General features: G+C 65.3%; 16 protein-coding genes. 15 read left to right on the top strand and 1 reads right to left on the bottom strand.

The annotated features are described in order from the left end of the window. Positions 1 to 139 precede the first annotated feature (139 nt). The 7 genes from U0C82_RS02155 (at position 140) to U0C82_RS02125 (ending at position 7,249) form a co-directional block, all read left to right on the top strand. Positions 140 to 475 carry a zinc ribbon domain-containing protein YjdM gene (locus U0C82_RS02155; RefSeq protein WP_322185409.1) on the top strand — a complete coding sequence of 112 codons (336 nt, stop codon included), beginning with the start codon at positions 140 to 142 and terminating at the stop codon, positions 473 to 475. A 156-nt stretch (positions 476 to 631) separates the two neighbouring features. After that, positions 632 to 2,266 carry a histidine--tRNA ligase gene (gene hisS, locus U0C82_RS02150; protein WP_322185408.1) on the top strand — a complete coding sequence of 545 codons (1,635 nt, stop codon included), beginning with the start codon at positions 632 to 634 and terminating at the stop codon, positions 2,264 to 2,266. Then, on the top strand, positions 2,263 to 3,411 hold the full coding sequence (locus U0C82_RS02145; protein ID WP_322185407.1) for an ATP phosphoribosyltransferase regulatory subunit: 1,149 nt from the start codon (positions 2,263 to 2,265) through the stop codon (positions 3,409 to 3,411). The genes hisS and U0C82_RS02145 overlap by 4 nt, the downstream gene beginning before the upstream one ends. Further along, on the top strand, positions 3,408 to 4,112 hold the full coding sequence (gene hisG, locus U0C82_RS02140) for an ATP phosphoribosyltransferase (RefSeq protein WP_322185406.1): 705 nt from the start codon (positions 3,408 to 3,410) through the stop codon (positions 4,110 to 4,112). The genes U0C82_RS02145 and hisG overlap by 4 nt, the downstream gene beginning before the upstream one ends. A 160-nt stretch (positions 4,113 to 4,272) precedes the next feature. Further along, on the top strand, positions 4,273 to 5,484 hold the full coding sequence (locus U0C82_RS02135) for a glycosyltransferase family 4 protein (protein WP_322185405.1): 1,212 nt from the start codon (positions 4,273 to 4,275) through the stop codon (positions 5,482 to 5,484). Continuing rightward, entirely contained in the window at positions 5,484 to 6,290 is an 807-nt protein-coding gene (locus U0C82_RS02130; protein ID WP_322185404.1) for a WecB/TagA/CpsF family glycosyltransferase, read from the top strand. The genes U0C82_RS02135 and U0C82_RS02130 overlap by 1 nt, the downstream gene beginning before the upstream one ends. Before the next feature lie 74 nt (positions 6,291 to 6,364). Continuing rightward, entirely contained in the window at positions 6,365 to 7,249 is an 885-nt protein-coding gene (locus tag U0C82_RS02125; protein ID WP_322185403.1) for a DUF6492 family protein, read from the top strand. Here U0C82_RS02125 and U0C82_RS02120 read toward each other — a convergent pair. Next, positions 7,218 to 8,531 carry a lipopolysaccharide biosynthesis protein gene (locus U0C82_RS02120; protein WP_322185402.1) on the bottom strand — a complete coding sequence of 438 codons (1,314 nt, stop codon included), beginning with the start codon at positions 8,529 to 8,531 and terminating at the stop codon, positions 7,218 to 7,220. The two genes, U0C82_RS02125 and U0C82_RS02120, sit on opposite strands and share 32 nt — an antisense overlap. 35 nt (positions 8,532 to 8,566) lie before the next feature. Here U0C82_RS02120 and U0C82_RS02115 point away from each other — a divergent pair, with 35 nt between their 5' ends. From U0C82_RS02115 to U0C82_RS02080, 8 genes are all read left to right on the top strand, one after another. Then, on the top strand, positions 8,567 to 9,721 hold the full coding sequence (locus tag U0C82_RS02115; protein ID WP_322185401.1) for an endo-1,4-beta-xylanase: 1,155 nt from the start codon (positions 8,567 to 8,569) through the stop codon (positions 9,719 to 9,721). A gap of 116 nt (positions 9,722 to 9,837) precedes the next feature. Then, on the top strand, positions 9,838 to 11,976 hold the full coding sequence (locus U0C82_RS02110) for a GumC family protein (protein WP_322185400.1): 2,139 nt from the start codon (positions 9,838 to 9,840) through the stop codon (positions 11,974 to 11,976). 7 nt (positions 11,977 to 11,983) lie between these two features. Then, entirely contained in the window at positions 11,984 to 12,541 is a 558-nt protein-coding gene (locus tag U0C82_RS02105) for a GNAT family N-acetyltransferase (protein ID WP_322185399.1), read from the top strand. 61 nt (positions 12,542 to 12,602) lie between these two features. After that, complete coding sequence (locus U0C82_RS02100; RefSeq protein WP_322185398.1) at positions 12,603 to 13,061, top strand: GFA family protein; 459 nt, start codon at positions 12,603 to 12,605, stop codon at positions 13,059 to 13,061. 162 nt (positions 13,062 to 13,223) lie between these two features. Further along, entirely contained in the window at positions 13,224 to 14,321 is a 1,098-nt protein-coding gene (locus U0C82_RS02095; RefSeq protein ID WP_322185397.1) for a polyamine ABC transporter substrate-binding protein, read from the top strand. An 80-nt stretch (positions 14,322 to 14,401) separates the two neighbouring features. Beyond that, a complete protein-coding gene (locus U0C82_RS02090) occupies positions 14,402 to 15,556 on the top strand; it encodes an ABC transporter ATP-binding protein (protein WP_322185396.1) in 1,155 nt (384 codons plus the stop codon). 12 nt (positions 15,557 to 15,568) lie between these two features. Next, positions 15,569 to 16,465 carry an ABC transporter permease subunit gene (locus U0C82_RS02085; RefSeq protein ID WP_322185395.1) on the top strand — a complete coding sequence of 299 codons (897 nt, stop codon included), beginning with the start codon at positions 15,569 to 15,571 and terminating at the stop codon, positions 16,463 to 16,465. Beyond that, complete coding sequence (locus U0C82_RS02080; protein ID WP_322185394.1) at positions 16,462 to 17,277, top strand: ABC transporter permease; 816 nt, start codon at positions 16,462 to 16,464, stop codon at positions 17,275 to 17,277. Before U0C82_RS02085 ends, U0C82_RS02080 begins: the two co-directional genes overlap by 4 nt. Positions 17,278 to 17,321: the final 44 nt, after the last annotated feature.

The following is a 17,321-nucleotide window of genomic DNA, read 5'->3' as shown; positions in this document are numbered from 1 at the left end:
GGGACACCATGAGCCGAAACGTTCCGCGGACGATACCGGCATAAGGAGCACGCCAAACGGTATCACCCGATCGTGAAGGCTGATAGGGCTGGGCCTCACCCCTTCCGGCCTTCGGCTGCAAACGCGTAGTGACGATCTTATGAGCGAATTGCCCAATTGCCCCCAATGCGGGTCGGCCTTCACCTATCAGGACGGCCAGATGTTGATCTGCCCCGAATGCGCCCATGAATGGTCGCCGGACGCGCAAGCGGCCGACACCGGCTCCGGGATCAGGGACGCCAATGGCACCGTTCTGGCGGACGGCGACACGATCACGGTGATCAAGGATTTGAAGGTCAAGGGCACATCCCAAGTGGTCAAGGTCGGCACCAAGGTGAAGAACATTCGTCTCGTCGGTGGTGATCACGATATCGACTGCAAGATCGACGGCATCGGCGCCATGAAGCTGAAATCGGAATTCGTGCGCAAGGTCTGACGGTCAGGGGGGCGGGGAGCGATCCGGCCCGTCCTCCAGCCGAAAGGCGCTCTTTCCAAGCCGCGATTTCACGCAAGATCAGCCGAAACTTGTCCCTCCACGGTCCATCGGCTAGAGCCTGCCGCAAACCGCAATGGAATGGACGGGACAGGACCGATGGCCAAGGTGAAGAAGCCCCAGCGTGTGACCCCGCGCCTGCCGCGCGGCTTTGTCGATCGCGAGGCGGACGATCTGCGGACGCAGGACAAGATGCTCGCCACCATTCGCCGGGTCTACGAATCCTACGGTTTCGAGCCGGTGGAGACGCCGGTGTTCGAATTCACCGACGCGCTCGGCAAGTTCCTGCCGGATAGCGACCGCCCGAACGAGGGCGTGTTTTCGCTCCAGGACGACGACGAGCAGTGGATGAGCCTGCGCTACGATCTCACCGCGCCGCTCGCCCGCTTCGTCGCCGAGAATTACGAGACCCTGCCCAAGCCCTATCGCTCCTACCGGGCGGGTTACGTGTTCCGCAACGAAAAGCCGGGGCCGGGCCGCTTCCGCCAGTTCATGCAGTTCGACGCCGATATCGTCGGCGCGCCGAACGTCTCGGCCGACGCCGAGATGGCGATGATGATGGCCGACACGATGGAGGCGCTGGGCATTCCGCGCGGGCAATATGTCATCCGGGTGAACAATCGGAAGGTGCTCGACGGCGTGCTCGAGGCGATCGGTCTCGGCGGCGAGGAGAACGCGGGGCGACGGCTGACCGTGCTGCGGGCGATCGACAAGCTGGACAAGTTCGGCGTCGAGGGTGTGCGGCTGTTGCTCGGCGAGGGCCGGAAAGACGAGAGCGGTGACTTTACGCCAGGAGCGGGTCTGGACGACGCGGCGATTCAGCGTCTTCTAGTCTCATATGTCGGCACCTCTTTCAGGATAGACGACGAAGAAATCAGAGAGCAATCGGCAAAAACAGGCGAGCCTGCGCTTTTGGGGAATATTGCGGGCGAAGAGACATACCGTGACAACCGAGCGATCATTGGTTTTTGGCGAAACGCGGTCGGTGAGTCCTTGGTCGGAACCGAAGGTGTAAACGAATGTAGTGCGATTGAAGAGTTGTGCCGAGGTGCTGGATATGGACCAGGTCGGATCGAATTCAGTGCCTCCGTCGTCCGCGGCCTCGAATATTACACCGGTCCCGTCTTCGAAGCCGAGCTCCTCTTCGACGTCGTCAACGAGAAGGGCCAGAAGGTCCAGTTCGGCTCGGTCGGCGGGGGCGGTCGCTATGACGGGCTCGTCTCGCGCTTCATGAGCCAGCCGGTGCCGGCGACGGGGTTCTCCATCGGCGTCTCCCGCCTGATGACGGCCTTGAAGAATCTCGGGCGGCTCGAAACCTCGACACGCACCGGGCCGGTGGTCGTCACGGTCATGGACCGCGACCGGATGGCCGACTATCAGGCGATGGCGACCAAGCTGCGCGAGGCCTTGAACCCGAAGGACGGGAACGGCGAATTCCTCGGCCCCGTGGTTCCGGTCGAGGTCTTCCAGGGCAATCCCAAGCAGTTCGGCAAGCAGCTGCAATATGCCGATCGGCGCAATTCGCCTTGCGTCGTCATCCAGGGCGGCGACGAGAAGGCGGCCGGCAAGGTGCAGGTCAAGGATCTCGCCCTCGGCAAGGAGATGTCGGCCGAGATCACCGACAATGCCGAATGGCGCGAGGCCCGCGCCGGCCAGGAGCTGGTGGACGAGAGCGAAATGATCGAGGCGGTGACGGCGATCCTCGCACGCCAAGCGGGCGCGTCCCGCCCATGAGCGCCGCCGCCGCACCCTTGGATGCGCTGGAAAGCCTGTTTGCGCTGCGCGGCGCGATTTCGGTGACGATGCCGATCATCCAGCCGGCCGAGCCCTATCTCGACACGGCGGGCGAGGCGCTGCGCCGCCGCATCTATCTGACGCGCGGCGAGGCGGGCGAAAATCTCTGCCTGCGGCCCGATTTCACCATTCCGGTCTGTCTTCACCATATCGCCCGCAACCAGCCCCTGCCGTACCGCTATTCCTATCGCGGCCTCGTCTTTCGCCAGCCGCGCTATCCGGACGCGCCGCGCGAACTGGAGCAGGCGGGCATCGAGGATCTGGGCGAGACCAATCTGGCCGTCGCCGATGCCCGGGCGCTTGCCGATACGCTGGCCGCCTGCGAGGCGCTGGAGGTGCCGCTCGACGGCATCGACGTGATCCTCGGCGATCAGGGCCTGTTCGAGGCGTTCTTGTCGGCGCTCGGCCTGCCCGACGGCTGGCAACGGCGGCTGATCCGCACCTTCGGCGAGGATCGGAAGCTCGAACGGATGATGGAGGCGTTGTCGAACACCGGTTCGGCGTCGATCGACAATGTTCCGGAACCGCTTCTCGAACTGGCCCGTGCCCGCGAGGAGGGCGCGCTCATCCGCGCCATTCGCGACCGTATGGAGGAAGCCGGCCTGCCGCCCCATTCCGGCCGCTCGCCGCAGGAGGTCGCCCAGCGCCTGATCGAAAAGGTCGCGACGGCCGAAGGCAAGCTGACCCCTGCCTCGACGGCGCTGCTGCGAAGGTTCCTGGAGATCGACTGCGCCCTGTCGGATGCCGCCCGGGCCGTGCGGTCGCTGGCCGAAAATGCGGGGCTCGATCTCGGCCGCGCCCTCAGCTTCTTCGAGGCGCGCAATCTGGCGCTGCAGGCGGCCGGCGTCGACCTGTCGGCCATCACCTACCGGGCCGCGTTCGGGCGTCCGATCGACTATTATACCGGCATGGTCTTCGACCTGCGCCCCCGGGGCGAGACGATCACGCTGGCCGGCGGCGGCCGCTACGACCGTCTCCTGACGCTTCTGGGCGCGGCCGAGCGGATTCCGGCCGTCGGCTTCTCGCTTTGGATGGCGCGGCTCGAGGCGCACCGCGAAAACGCGCGCGAAAGGGCTGCGCCATGACCATTGTTCTGGGTATTCCCTCCAAGGGCCGGTTGAAGGACCAGACGGTCGAGACGCTGTCCAAGGCCGGCATCGCGGTGGAATCGGCGGACAATGCGCGCTCCTACCGCACGAGCGTGTCCGGGTTCGACGGTCTGGAAGTGCTGCTGCTCTCGGCCTCGGAGATCGCGCGGGAACTGCGCGACGGCGCGATCGATTTCGGCGTCACCGGCGAGGACCTGATCCGCGAATCGATCCCGAACCACGAAACCAGGGTCGAGATCGTCGCCCGCCTCGGCTTCGGCCATGCCGATGTCGTCGTGGCGGTGCCGGACAGTTGGGTCGACGTGGAGACGATGGACGATCTCGGCGATGTCGCCGGCACGTTCCGGGCACGGCACGGCAGGCGCCTGCGCATCGCCACCAAGTACTGGCGGCTGACGCAGGGCCATTTCACCCGGCTCCACGGCATTCAGAGCTATCGCATCGTCGAGAGCCTCGGCGCGACGGAAGGGGCGCCGGCGGCAGGATCGGCCGACATGATCGTCGATATCACCTCGACCGGGTCGACGTTGACGGCGAACCACCTGAAGCTCCTGTCGGACGGGCCGATTCTCAAATCCGAGGCCTGCCTCGTGAAATCGAAGGCGCGAGCCCGTTCGGACGAACTGGAGATGCGGGCCGCCGCATTCGCGCAGCGGTTCGAGCGCTGGCGGACGTAGCGCACGTCCCCGCGACCCGGCCGGAGAAAATAACGCGGTTTTGATGCGCACGGCCGAAGCGTGAGGATCGGACGCGAACAGCTTAGCGTTCGATCAAGGCTTTTGTGGCTTAATCGTGGCCAGACCCGCCACGACCTGCCCGACCCGAAAGCCGCATCCCATGCATCTTCTCGTCATCGTCTCCATTCTGCCCGATGGTAACCCCTCCACCGGCTACGAGATCGCCAACCAGGCGATCCTCGAGGCCTATCGGCGACAGGGCGTGCAGCTGACGCTCATGGGGTTCCGGCGGCCGGGCGCGAGCGTGCCCGAGGGGGCGATCTGCCTCGGCGATCTGGCGATCGAGAACGCCGGCGCGTCGAGCTTTCGCAAGGCGGCTTGGGTCGCAGGCGCGCTGCGCCGCAAGCTTCCCGTGACGGCGGCGAAGGTGGCCCGGCTTACCCATTCCGAATTGCTGACGGTGATCAAGGCCGCCGGCAGGATCGACGGCATCGTGTTCTCCTCGATCGCGATGGCGGCGGCCTACCCGTTCCTGTTCAGCGAATATCCGTGCATCTTCGTCGCGCACAATGTCGAGAACCGGTCCGCCATCGAGAACGCCGACAATGCGCACAGCGCCATCGACCGCGTCCTCTACAGGCGCGAAGCCCAGCTTCTGGAGCGCGCCGAAGCCCATGCCTGCGAATGGGCGCGCGTCGTCCACACGCTGGCGGAAGACGACAAGATCGGTCTCGGCATCGCGCGGGACGATCGCGCCATCAACCTGCCGCTGGTCGTCGGCCGAAGAAGCGTGAAGGACGATGGCCGGCGCACGCACGATATCGGCCTCATCGGAACCTGGAGCTGGGCGCCGAACCGCGTCGGCCTCGACTGGTTCCTCAACGAGGTCGTGCCGCTGGTGCCGCTCGACTTCGAGATCGCGATCGCCGGCCGGTTCGATGGCACCGTGCCGCGGCACGCCGGCAATGTCAGGTTTCTGGGCCGGGTGGAGAGCGCGCAGGATTTCGTGCACGGATCGCGCGTGCTGGCGCTCGCGACAAAAGCCGGCACCGGCATCCAGTTGAAGACCCTCGAAACCTTCGAGGAGGGCATGCCGGCGGTCGCGACCGGCCAGGCGCTGCGCGGCGTGTCCTATCTGCCGTCGAACGTGCGCAAGGCCGACCGGGCCGGCGATTTCGCCAACGCGCTGATCGATCTGGTGGACAAGGAGCGGTCCGGCAGGATCGGCCGTCTCGACGGCGCCGTCTTCGCCGGTACGCAGCTCGCCCGCCTGGACGAGGCGGTCGCCGCAGGGCTCGCCCGCCTGCGCACGGCGCAGATCCGCCCCGGCGACTTTCGGGCTTATGCAGCAGATCTGAAAGCCAGCGCCTGATGCGGGCCGAGTACGAAGACCTCCAGACGGGCGCGAGGCGGCGGGACGAACCCTTTGCCGGCGCCCAGCCGCTGACCCTGCGCCTTGCGGGCATCGAGGTGGTCAACGAGACCGGCGCGCGCATCATTGCGCAGGTTGGCCAGGCGCTGGAGCGTGGCGAACCCGTCAAGCTGGCCTTTCTCAACGCGCACTGCGTCAACCTTGCCCGCCAGGACCGGGCCTACCGCGAGGCGCTTGCTTCCTGCCGGGTTTTGCCGGACGGCGTCGGCGTCGATATTGGCGCGCGCATCATCCATGGGCGATTCTTCGTCGAAAATCTCAACGGCACCGATTTCGTGCCACGGCTGTTTGCCGAGATCGAAACGCCGCTGAAGGTCGCGCTCGTCGGCGGCAGGCCGGGCGTCGCCGAACGGGCCGCCCGCACCCTGAAGGCGCAGACCCCGCGCCACGCCTTCGTCGCCGTCTCGGACGGCTATTTCGGCGAAGCCGGCCGGGACCGTGTCCTGTCGACACTCGAAGCCGATGGCGGCTTCGACGTCGTTCTCGTCGCGATGGGCGTGCCGGCCCAGGAATTGTTCATGAACCTGCATCTCAACGTCGGGCACGGCCGTATCTTGATCGGCGTCGGCGCGCTGTTCGACTTTTTGGCGGGCAATGTCGCGCGGGCGCCGCTCGCGGTTCGCAAGGTCCGCCTGGAATGGGTCTGGCGGATGGGGCTCGAGCCGTCCCGCCTCTGGAGGCGCTATGTTCTCGGCAATCCCAGGTTCCTGGCCGGCATCCTCAAGGACCGTCTTGGCGGTTCGTGAGGATTCACTTGCCTAGGGCAAGGCGGATATCGCTATCCTGAGGTGTATTTCAGTTCAACGGGACGGCTATCTGCGTGACCCAAGTCATTGTAACATCGAGCTATCGAGGCGACCTGGAGCGCTGCCGGCTGCTGTGCGACTCGATCGATGCCCGTGTCACCGGCCATTCGAAGCACATCATTGCCGTCGAGCCGCGCGACCTTGCCCTCTTCAAGACCCTTGCGGGCTCGCGGCGCGAGATCGTCGACGAGCGCGACCTGTTTCCGTGGTGGCTGCGCGCGTTTCCCGATCCGATGCGTCTCGGAAAGCGTCGGGTCTGGCTGTCGCCGAAGGGACCGCCGCTGCACGGCTGGCACACGCAGCAGCTCCGCCGCCTGGTGCTGGGGACGAAGCTGACGGAAACCGCGATGGTGACGGTGGATTCCGACGTCGTCTTCCTCAAGCCGGTCGATACGAGCATTTTCCAGAACGAGGCGGGCAAAGTCTATTTCTACCGCAAGCCCGGCGGCGTGCGCGAGGCGCTCCGACAATATCAGGACGTCCACTACGCCTGGTCGCGCAAGGCCGGCGAGCTACTCGGACTGGCGGACCCCGCGCCGAGCGATACCGGCTACATCTTCAATCTGGTGACCTGGGCGACCGAGAGCGTCCGCGCCATGAACGCGCGGATCGAGGCGACGACGGGCAGGAGCGCCTTCACCGCTCTCGCGGGCACGCGGTGCATTTCCGAGTGCACGATCTTCGGCCGGTATGTCGACGAGGTCGAGGGCATCGGGATGCGTCATGTGGAGACCAACAGTCCGTTCGCGGCCACCTATTGGGACCATGCGACCCTCGACGAGACGAGCCTGACAGGATTTGTAGAGGCCATGAAGCCGCATGAGCTGGCGCTGGGCGTGCAGTCCTTTTCCGGCACCGATACGGCGCTCATTCGCCGGGTTGCAGGCCTGACAGGCTGAACGGCCCGGCCCGCGCCGCCCGGCGCCTTTCCCAGTCGAGCGCCGTGTAGGCGACGAAGGCCGCGCCGAGCCAGAGGATGGCGAAGCAGCCATTGAGCGCCAGAACCCAGTCGCGCGTCGCCTCGAAATGGGTGAGCAGCACCGCGAGCAGTCCGGCTTTGGCAACGCCCAGCCCGGCGAGCAGCGAGACGCGGATGCCGGTCTTGCCGGTCGCGTAGAGAAGCTCGTTCTCGTATTCCACGAGGTTGCGGAAGGCCGGGACGAAGAGAGCAAGCAGAATGAGCGGCGCGGCATCGGCGACGTTCGCGCCGAGCGCTGCCGGGAAGACCCACAGGAACCCGCCGAGGGCCAGCATGCCGCCGGTCGAGACGGCCGCGATCAGCGCCTCGATGCCGATCCGCTTCTTCCACGAGCCGATGAACGCCGGCGTCTTCATGATCTTCTGGACGATCAGCGTGTTGAACGAGCGCACGGGCAGGGCGGTGAGATCCACCAGCCGCATGATGATGGCGTAGATGCCGGCGACGGCCGGGCCGCCGAAGGCGAGGACGAGCAGCTTGTCGAGATCGGACTGGAGATAGAAGACGACGTCGGCGCCCGAGACCGAAACGCTGTCGCGCCAGCGGGCGAGGTAGAGCTTCGGGCGGAACCGGAGGCGCTGGCGCGGGTAGCACAGCACGGCCGCCCCGATCGCCGAGACGATGTTCGCGCCGAGATAGAGCGCGGCCCAGGTCAGGAGCGAGCCGTCCGACAGGAGCCAGAAGCCGATCGCGGCGAGCGCCTTGATGGCCGTGCCGGCGATGGTGAGGATCGCGCCGCGCCCGAACCGGCCGAGGCCGTTATTGACGATGATGACGATCTCGAGCGAACGCCAGCCGATGATCTCCGCGCCAAGCACGAGGGCGAAGGCGAGCGCGCCCATCTCGCCCGCGAACACCGCAAGGTAGAACGCGGCCGCGACGAGCGCGACGAGCGGCAGGGACGCCAGCGAAGCGGCGACATAGCCGGCGGTGTAGGTGCCGATCAGGCGTGGCCTGACGGTCGCGGTGCGGTAGAGGGGCGAATAGAAGCCGAAGCCGCAGAGGCGCGACAGCATCACGCCGGTGGCGGAGGCGGTCGCGAACAGTCCGAAATCGCCGATCGTCAGGCCGTTCGCCACGCACACGAAATAGCCGAGCGACAGGATCATGCGTCCCAGCGAACCCGAAACCAGCGAAGCGTAGTCGCGCACCGCGCTTAGGTCGCCCTTAAGGGTTTGGCGTAAAACTGCGATCCGACTCATGGGGCAGATGGCTCCGTCACTTCGAAGGGGCGTCGATGACCGGTGAACGCGATGGCGATCTCGCGCAGTCCAGACATAACAACGGCTTGCGTTTCGGTCAGCATAGGCGCCACGCGTTAACGCGTCGTTCCGTCCTCAAGGCTGGCCTCGGTGCCGCCGGCGCGCTCGGCGTTTCCGCCGCGGGCCTGCCGGCCGGCCCGGCTGCCGCGCAAGCCGGAAAGAGCGTCGCCTTCGGCGGCGCGATCCAGAGCGAATATCTCGACAGCGATCCCGATTATATCGGCGCCTTCCTCGCGCATTGCGATCTCGTGATGCCGATGAACGAGCTGAAGTTCGACCTGATCCATCCCGCCCGGGACGAATGGAATTTCGCGCCCGCCGACCGGATCGTCGATCTCGCCCTGTCCAACGGCAAGACGAGCCGCGGTACCTGCCACGTGTGGTGGGGCGCGACGCCTTCCTGGGTGGAGCGGATCGACACGGCGCGCGACGCCGAGCGCGTCCTCGTCGATCACATCGAACGGGTGAGCGATCGCTACAAGGGCAAGCTGACGGGGTGGGACGTCGTCAACGAGGTGCTGGCCTTCGATCCGCGCGAGGATGGGCCGCTGCGCGATACCTACTGGCTGAGAATGCTCGGGCCGCGCCACATTCCGCTGGCGCTGCGGACCGTGGCGCGGACCGATCCCGGTGCCCGGCTCGTCGTCAACGATTACGATCTGGAATTCGTCGGCGACCTCTACGACGTGCGACGCGGCGTCATGCTCGATCTGGTGCGCCAGTTGCAGGATGGCGGCGTGCGGGTGGACGGCGTCGGGATCCAGGGCCATCTCTACGCCGGCCGGACGATCGACAAGGACGCGGTCGAGGCGTTCCATCGCGAACTCGACAGGATGGGCATCGAACTGCTCGTCACGGAGCTCGACGTCATCGATCTGGAAACCTTCGACGGGCCGGACGAGATGGACCGGATCGCCTACGGGCTGGTGGACGATCTTCTCGACGCGGTCTTTGCCTGGAAGGCACCTGCCATGGTCGTCGCCTGGGGCATCACCGATCGTTACACCTGGATCCCGGACCTGATGCCGCGCTCGGACGGCACGCCCCATCGCCCCTTGCCGCTGACCCGCGACTACGAGGCCAAGGACTGGATGGCGCTCCTGAAACGGCGTCTGGCGGCCGGCGCCTGAGACTTTCGGGTTTTAACCGTTTCTTGAGCATAAGCGGCGACAATCGTTGCCGAGAGGCACCATCCGAACGCTTTGGTACGTCTCGCTTACGGAACTTTGACGGGCCGATAACGATCATGTTCACCGCGAAACCAGATCCTGCCGCCAATCCGTCGGCCTCGAGCGCACGCCCTTCGCAGGAGCCGCCCGAAGCCTTTGCGGGGCGGGCGCTGGTCGACCCGCTCTTTCTCATCGGAAAACTCTGGCGGGCACGTTATGTCATTCTCCTCTGCGGGCTGATCGGCGCGGGCCTTGCGACGGCGGTCGCTCTTGTGACGCCCAAGCTCTACGAGGCGACGACGCAGATCCTCGTCGATCCGCGCGATATCAAGGTGGTCCAGAACGAGGTGACGCCGAACGGCCTGCCGAGCGACGCGACCCTTGCGCTCATCGAAAGCCAGACGGCGGTCATCCATTCGAACGAAGTCCTTTTGTCAGTCATCCGCCAGGCCGATCTTCTCAACGATCCCGACTATAACGGAACCGGCTTTTCCATCCTCGGCTCGGTGAAGGACTTTCTCGGCCTCACCGAAAAGGCGACGGCGTCGCCCGAGGGCGCGCCCCTGTCGCGCATCGAACTTGTGACGCTGCGCAATTTCCGCGAGCACATGAAGGTCTTCCGCGAGCCGAAGAGCTTCGTCCTGCACCTGAGCGTCCGATCGACGTCGGCGCAGAAGTCGGCGCAGCTCGCCAATCTTCTCGGCCAGGCCTTCATCGCCGAGCTCGGCGAGGTGCAGTCGACGACGGCGCGGCGCGCGAGCGACGCCCTGTCCGGGCGGCTCGAGGAGCTGAAGGAAAGCGTCGGCCGGGCCGAGCGCGCGGTCGAGGAATACAAGGTGGAGAACCGCCTCGTCGGCGTCGGCGGCCGCCTTGTCGACGACGACTACATCCTGCGGATCAACGATCAGCTTGCCCGCTCGCGCGGCGAGGTCACGGCCCTGCGCAACACGGCCGAGCAGATGCGTTCGGCCAGCGTCGACGACGTCGTCGAGGGATCGTTCCCGGAGGAACTGACCTCCGAGGCGCTGAACCGGCTTCGCACCAACTACGCCGAACTCAGTCAGCAGCAGGCGGTTCTCGCGGCCTCGCTCGGCGAGCGGCATCCGCGCATGATCGCCAATGCGCAGGCGCTCGAGGCCGCGCGCACGGCGATACGGGCCGAAGTCGGCCGGATCGTCGCCGCCACGCAGACCGAACTGTCCCGGGCCGAATCGACCGATGGCGACCTGACCGGCCAGATCGACCGCTTGAAGACCAAGCAGCTCGAGACCAGCGGCTCCTTCGTGAAGTTGCGCGAACTGGAACGCGAGGTCGAGGCGTCGCGCGCGATCTACGAGGCGTTTCTCCTGAGGGCCCGCGAGACCGGCGAGCAGGAAATGCTCAACACCGCCAACGTGCGCGTGATCTCGGCGGCGACCGCACCGCTCGATCCCGCGAGCATGTCGCGGCGCAACATGGTTTTGATCGGTTTCCTCGCCGGGCTGATCGTGGGGCTCGGCCTTGCCACCATCTGGGCCCTGTGGGGCCCGGTGAAGCGAGCCATGGCGCAGAATCGTGCAGGTTATGCAAGGCGCGACGACGAGGAGCTGCAAAAGGCCGCGCACGATTACCGCATTGCCGCACGATCGACGTCGTCGGCCGGCTTCGGCGCCTTGCGCCAGAGCGATACGCGCCTGCCGGACCGGATCGGTGCGCAGGGTCAAGGCTATGGCGAACGGGTCTTGCCCACGGGCGGATACGAGACGGGCAACGCTTCGGCACCTCCGCACGCCGACGACGCCGCCGGGTACGCGCTGGCGATGCGCGCGGGCAGCGACCATCGTCCCGACCAGCGCACGCAGCGTGCCGAGGTCTCCGCGGACGCGCGTGACGCGGCGCGGGAAGACGCCGGCGCCCGGGACACGATGCCCGCCGCGCGCCGCAAATGGCGCCTGCCGCCCGCGACCGCATTGCCGGCAGAGCAACCGGCGGCCGCCGAGGGGGCTGCCGGCAAGCCCCGCGCCCGCTCGCTGTCGGAAGCCGTGACCGCGCTTCGGCAGGAACGGCGCGAGAGCGGCGAGACGGGATCGCGGACGGGACCGTCCAGTGCGCAGGAAGCGCGCGAGATGCAGGCGGAGATCGAGGCGATCAAGGCGCGCCTGATGGGCCTGCGCACCGCCGTCGGCGTCGACGGCGACGAGGCGTCGCGCCATTCGCGCGAGACCACGAACGCCTGACCCGGCCATGACGGACCCCACGCGAACCGGTTCGGCCGAATGGCGGCTTATGCGACGCGGCGATCTCGACGCGGTCCTCCGCATCGCCGATCTGGTTCATCCAGCCTTGCCCGAGCCGCCGGAGGTGTTCGCCAATCGTCTCGCCCTTTGGCCGGCGGGAACGCTCGTGCTGGAGGACGGGGCCGGGATCGCCGGCTACGCCATCGGCCATCCGATCCGCTTTCCCGAGCCGCCGGCCCTCGGCGCTGTCATGGATCGGCTCGCGCCCGATGCCGACGCGTTCTACGTTCATGATGTGGCGATCGTGCCGGAGATGCGGGGGCGTTCGCTTGCCGGCGCCGCGCTCGGGCAGCTGCTCGCGTCTGCGTCCGGCCTTCGTCGGGCGTGTCTCGTGTCCGTCTATGGAACAGCCGCTTTCTGGAGCCGCTTCGGATTTGAGGATGCGGGCCACCTCGTTCGCCCCGAGAAACTGCACAGCTTTGGCGAGGGCGCTCGATTCATGGTCAGCCAGCTCACCCCCCATGAAGCTCTTTCGGACGGTGTGAGCGCGGTCAAACTTCCCTGAGAGGCTGCAAGTCGGACGATAAGTTTGCTAGATAAGCGCAAGTCCTGCGGCGGAGGCGATGATGACCAATTCCGACAAACTCTCCCATGGCGAATGCCGATGTGGACGCGTGCGCTTTCTCGTACGGGGGGAGCCGCTCGTGACGTCCGCCTGCCATTGCACGGGATGCCAGAAGATGACGGGGAGCGCGTTCTCGCTCAGCGCCCTTTATCCGATATCGGCCTTCGAGGTGACCGAGGGCGAGACCGTGATCGGCGGACTGCATGGCGGTCTGCGCCATCAGTTCTGCGACCATTGCAAGAGCTGGCTCTTTACCCTGATCGAAGGGATGGATGAACTCGTCAATGTGCGTGCGACGCTTCTCGACACGGCAGACACGTACGAGCCGTTCATCGAAACATATACGTCCGAAAGACTGGCCTGGGCCAAGACCCCGGCCGTCCACAGCTTCGAGAGATTTCCTGAGAGGGATGCGTTTCCGGCTCTCCTTGCAGCCTTCGCCGAACGAGCTGCGCGATAGCGAATTGCCACTTTTTGGCGCTGTCGCATCCGAAAATCGCCGTTGCTGCCATGGACGTCAGTTTCTCCGGTCCATATACAAAGGCACGAAACGCCCTTGCGCCCGCGACCAGTCCATGCGCGAGGGGCCACCATTTGTGACCGAACACGGGGCAGCTGTTTGATGAACCGGACTTTTCTTCTCGCCATCGGCGCGGCACTCGCCGCCACCATGACCGGAACCGCGCACGCACAGGACCGCGTCGTCAACGTCTACAACTGGTCGGACTATATCGACGAGTCGATCCTCGAGGATTTCACCAAGGAAACCGGGATCGAGGTCAATTACGATGTCTTCGATTCCAACGAAATTCTCGAGACCAAGCTTCTGGCAGGCGGTTCGGGCTACGATATCGTGGTTCCGACCGGCACGTTCCTGGAGCGCCAGATCAAGGCGGGCGTTTTCGCCAAGCTCGATCGGGAGAAGCTGACCAACTGGGACAATCTCGATCCGGAAGTGATGAAGCGTCTCGCCCGATACGATCCGGGCAACGAACATGCCGTCAACTACATGTGGGGCACGACCGGCCTCGGCCTGAACACCGAGATGGTCAAGGAACGGCTCGGCGAGGACCAGCCGCTCAACACCTATGATCTGCTGTTCGATCCGGCGCTGGCCGAAAAGCTGTCCGATTGCGGCATCTACATGCTGAACACGTCGGAAGAGGTGGTCCCGGCGGCGCTGAACTATCTGGGTCTCGATCCCAATTCCAACGATCCGGACGATCTTCAGAAGGCGGAGGATCTGCTTCTCTCCGTCAAGCCCTATATCCGCAAGTTCAATTCGTCCGAATATATCCAGGCCCTCGCCAATGGCGACATCTGCCTCGCGCACGGATGGTCCGGCGATATCCTGCAGGCGCGCGACCGGGCGGAAGAGGCCGGACAGGGCGTCGATATCCAGTACGTCATTCCCAAGGAAGGCGCCGTCATCTGGGTCGACAATATGGCGATCCCCGCCGATGCGCCGCACCCGGAAGCTGCGCTCGAATTCATGAACTACATGATGCGTCCCGAACCGATCGCAAAGGCGACGAACGTGGTCAACTACGCCAACGGGAACGCGGCGTCGGAGGAGTTCGTCGACCCCGAGATCCTCAACGATCCGAGCATCTATCCCGACGCGGAGACGCGTGAGCGCCTGTTCGCGGTGCTGAGCAAGGGGCCGCGCGAGCAGCGCCTGGTGACGCGCCTGTGGACCCGCGTGGTGACCGGTCAGTAAGGACAGTTCCGTCCGCCGCATGCGCGGGGGGGACAACCCCTCGCGGATGCGGCCTTCCTTCCCGCTCGAGGACCCGGCCCTTGAAAAATCAGTCCCTCGGATCGGTGCGCCGAAGCTTCTCGCCCTGGACCAATCCCGAAGCAAAGCCCTTCATCCGTTTCGAGGGCGTGACGAAGATCTTCGACGGCACGGCGGCGATCGACGATCTTTCCCTCAATGTCTTCGAACGGGAGTTCTTCGCACTCCTGGGGGCGTCGGGCTCGGGCAAGTCGACGCTCCTGAGGCTCTTGGCCGGTTTCGAGCGCCCGACAAGCGGCCGGATCATCCTCGATGGCGAGGACATGACCGGGATCGCGCCGCACAGGCGGCCGATCAACATGATGTTCCAGTCCTACGCTCTGTTTCCGCACATGAACGTGGAGGCCAACATCGCCTTCGGCCTGAAGCAGGACGGCGTCGCCAGGTCCGAGCGGGACGACCGGGTGGCCGAGGTCCTGAAACTCGTGAAGCTCGAAAAGTACGGCAAGCGCAAGCCGCATCAATTGTCCGGCGGCCAGCAGCAGCGCGTCGCGCTGGCGCGTTCGCTGGTGAAGCGCCCCAAGGTGCTGCTTCTCGACGAGCCGCTGGGCGCGCTCGACAAGAAGCTGCGCGAGGAAACCCAGTTCGAACTGACCGACCTGCAATACGAGCTCGGCATGACCTTCATCATGGTCACCCACGATCAGGAGGAGGCGATGACCATGGCCGACCGGATCGCGGTGATGGGCGACGGCCGTATTCTGCAGATCGGCACGCCGCCGGAAATCTACGAAGCTCCCAGATCGCGGTTCGTGGCCGATTTCATTGGAACGGTGAACATTTTCGACGGCAAGGTCACGAACCGGAACGGCGACCGGCTGACGGTCGAGACCGATAGTGGCTACGCTCTCAAGATCGACGCGAACGGCGAAAACGCCGTCGGGACCGCAGTCGGAGACCGCGTGTCCTACGCGGTGCGGCCGGAGAAACTGAAGATCTCGTCGAAAGCGCTCGAAGGCCCCAACGTGATATCGGGCGAGGTCTGGGAAATCGCCTATATCGGCGACATGACCTCCTTCCACCTGAAGCTCGACGACGGAAACATCATCCGGGTCTCGATGGTCAACAGCGCGCGATCGAGCCCGATGCAGCTCACCTGGGACGACCGGGCCTGGGTCTGCTTCGAGCCGGATGCCGGCCTTCTGTTGACCGGCTGAGGAGGAGGCGGGATGGCGATCCAGAAGAGCGGGATGTTCAGGCGCATCACCATCGGCGTGCCCTATCTCTGGTTGGGCGCGCTGTTCCTCATTCCGTTCCTGATCGTCCTGAAGCTGTCCGTTTCGCAGATCGCGACCGCGATTCCGCCCTACACGCCCACCTTCGGCGATCCCTCGACATGGTGGAGCGGGCTGCAGCAGCTCACGATCGACAACTATACGTGGATCGCCAGCGATTCCCTCTACATCAACTCCTACGTGACCAGCCTGCGGATCGCGCTGATCTCGACGGTGCTGACACTTATGATCGGCTATCCGCTGGCTTACGCGATGTCGCAGGCCTCCGCGCGGTGGAAGCCGTTTCTCTTGATGCTGGTGATCCTGCCGTTCTGGACGAGCTTTCTCATCCGCGTCTATGCCTGGATCGGCATCCTCAAGCCCGAGGGGCTGCTCAACCAGTTCCTGATGTATCTCGGGCTGATCGATGCGCCGTTGATCATCACGAACACGGAAACCGCGATCTTCATCGGCATCGTCTATTCCTATCTGCCGTTCATGGTCCTGCCGATCTTCGCCAATCTCGACCGCATGGACAGGCAGCTGCTGGAAGCCGCCGCCGATCTCGGCTCGACGCCGCTGAAATCCTTCTGGACGATCACCTTCCCGCTGTCGTTCCGCGGCGTCTTGGCCGGCTGTTTCCTCGTCTTCATTCCCGCTGTAGGCGAATTCGTCATCCCCGATCTCCTGGGCGGTTCGAGCACGCTGATGATCGGCAAGACCTTGTGGATGGAGTTCTTCAACAATCGGGACTGGCCGGTCTCCTCCGCCGTGGCGATCATCCTTCTCCTGATCCTCGTCGTTCCCATCGTCATCTTCCAGCGGATCCAGGATCGGGAGGCGACCACGTGAGACAGGGCTGGACCGCATTCAACATCGTGTCGCTGGTGGTGGGCTTCAGTTTCCTCTACCTGCCGATCCTGATCCTCGTGATCTTCTCGTTCAACGAATCGCGGCTCGTCACGGTCTGGGCGGGCTTCTCGACCAAATGGTACGGACAGCTCTCCAGCAATGAGGGTCTGATCGATGCGGCCTGGGTCACCCTTCGCGTCGGCGTCCTGTCGGCCAGCGTCGCGACCCTTCTTGGCACGTTCGCGGCGATCGCCCTGACCCGCTACACCCGGTTTCGCGGGCGCGTGCTGTTCACCGGCATGGTCTACGCGCCGCTCGTCATGCCCGAGGTGATCACCGGCCTGTCGCTGCTGCTTCTGTTCGTCGCGATCGATTTCGACCGCGGCTTCTGGACCGTGACGCTCGCGCACATCACCTTCTCCATGTGCTTCGTCGCGATCGTCGTGCAGACGAAGCTCCTGTCCCTCGATCGCTCGCTCGAGGAGGCCGCGATGGATCTGGGGGCGACGCCGGCGCGCACCTTCGTCTCGATCACGCTGCCGATCATCTGGCCGGCGGTGGCGGCGGGCTGGCTTCTCGCCTTCACGCTCTCGCTCGACGATCTCGTCGTCGCAAGCTTCACCACCGGCCCGGCCGCCACGACCCTGCCGATGAAGATCTACAGCGCGGTACGCCTTGGGGTGACGCCGGAGATCAATGCGGTGTGCACGATCCTCATCGGCGTCGTCACCGTCGCCGTCCTCGTGGCGACGCTCCTCAACAAGCGTCACGAGGTGCGCAAGGCGCGCGAGAGGCAGGACGCCTTCGCCTGACGGTGTCGCGCCCGACGGTGGAGGTTCCGAGGGTGTGACGCGTG

Origin of the sequence: Fulvimarina uroteuthidis, assembly GCF_034321785.1 — a bacterium.
GTDB classification, from domain to species: domain Bacteria; phylum Pseudomonadota; class Alphaproteobacteria; order Rhizobiales; family Rhizobiaceae; genus Fulvimarina; species Fulvimarina uroteuthidis.
Note: the sequence above shows the minus strand (reverse complement) of the source record. Positions and strands in the feature narration are given on the sequence as shown.

Excerpts from the sequence above, each read along its gene's own strand:
- U0C82_RS02130 (WP_322185404.1), top strand. The coding sequence starts at position 5,484 with ATGCGGGCCGAGTACGAAGACCTCCAGACGGGCGCGAGGCGGCGGGAC.
- U0C82_RS02145 (WP_322185407.1), top strand. The coding sequence starts at position 2,263 with ATGAGCGCCGCCGCCGCACCCTTGGATGCGCTGGAAAGCCTGTTTGCG.
- U0C82_RS02115 (WP_322185401.1), top strand. The coding sequence starts at position 8,567 with ATGACCGGTGAACGCGATGGCGATCTCGCGCAGTCCAGACATAACAAC.
- U0C82_RS02155 (WP_322185409.1), top strand. The coding sequence starts at position 140 with ATGAGCGAATTGCCCAATTGCCCCCAATGCGGGTCGGCCTTCACCTAT.
- hisG (WP_322185406.1), top strand. The coding sequence starts at position 3,408 with ATGACCATTGTTCTGGGTATTCCCTCCAAGGGCCGGTTGAAGGACCAG.
- U0C82_RS02110 (WP_322185400.1), top strand. The coding sequence starts at position 9,838 with ATGTTCACCGCGAAACCAGATCCTGCCGCCAATCCGTCGGCCTCGAGC.
- U0C82_RS02085 (WP_322185395.1), top strand. The coding sequence starts at position 15,569 with ATGGCGATCCAGAAGAGCGGGATGTTCAGGCGCATCACCATCGGCGTG.
- U0C82_RS02100 (WP_322185398.1), top strand. The coding sequence starts at position 12,603 with ATGACCAATTCCGACAAACTCTCCCATGGCGAATGCCGATGTGGACGC.
- U0C82_RS02120 (WP_322185402.1), bottom strand. The coding sequence starts at position 8,531 with ATGAGTCGGATCGCAGTTTTACGCCAAACCCTTAAGGGCGACCTAAGC.
- hisS (WP_322185408.1), top strand. The coding sequence starts at position 632 with ATGGCCAAGGTGAAGAAGCCCCAGCGTGTGACCCCGCGCCTGCCGCGC.
- U0C82_RS02135 (WP_322185405.1), top strand. The coding sequence starts at position 4,273 with ATGCATCTTCTCGTCATCGTCTCCATTCTGCCCGATGGTAACCCCTCC.
- U0C82_RS02105 (WP_322185399.1), top strand. The coding sequence starts at position 11,984 with ATGACGGACCCCACGCGAACCGGTTCGGCCGAATGGCGGCTTATGCGA.
- U0C82_RS02095 (WP_322185397.1), top strand. The coding sequence starts at position 13,224 with ATGAACCGGACTTTTCTTCTCGCCATCGGCGCGGCACTCGCCGCCACC.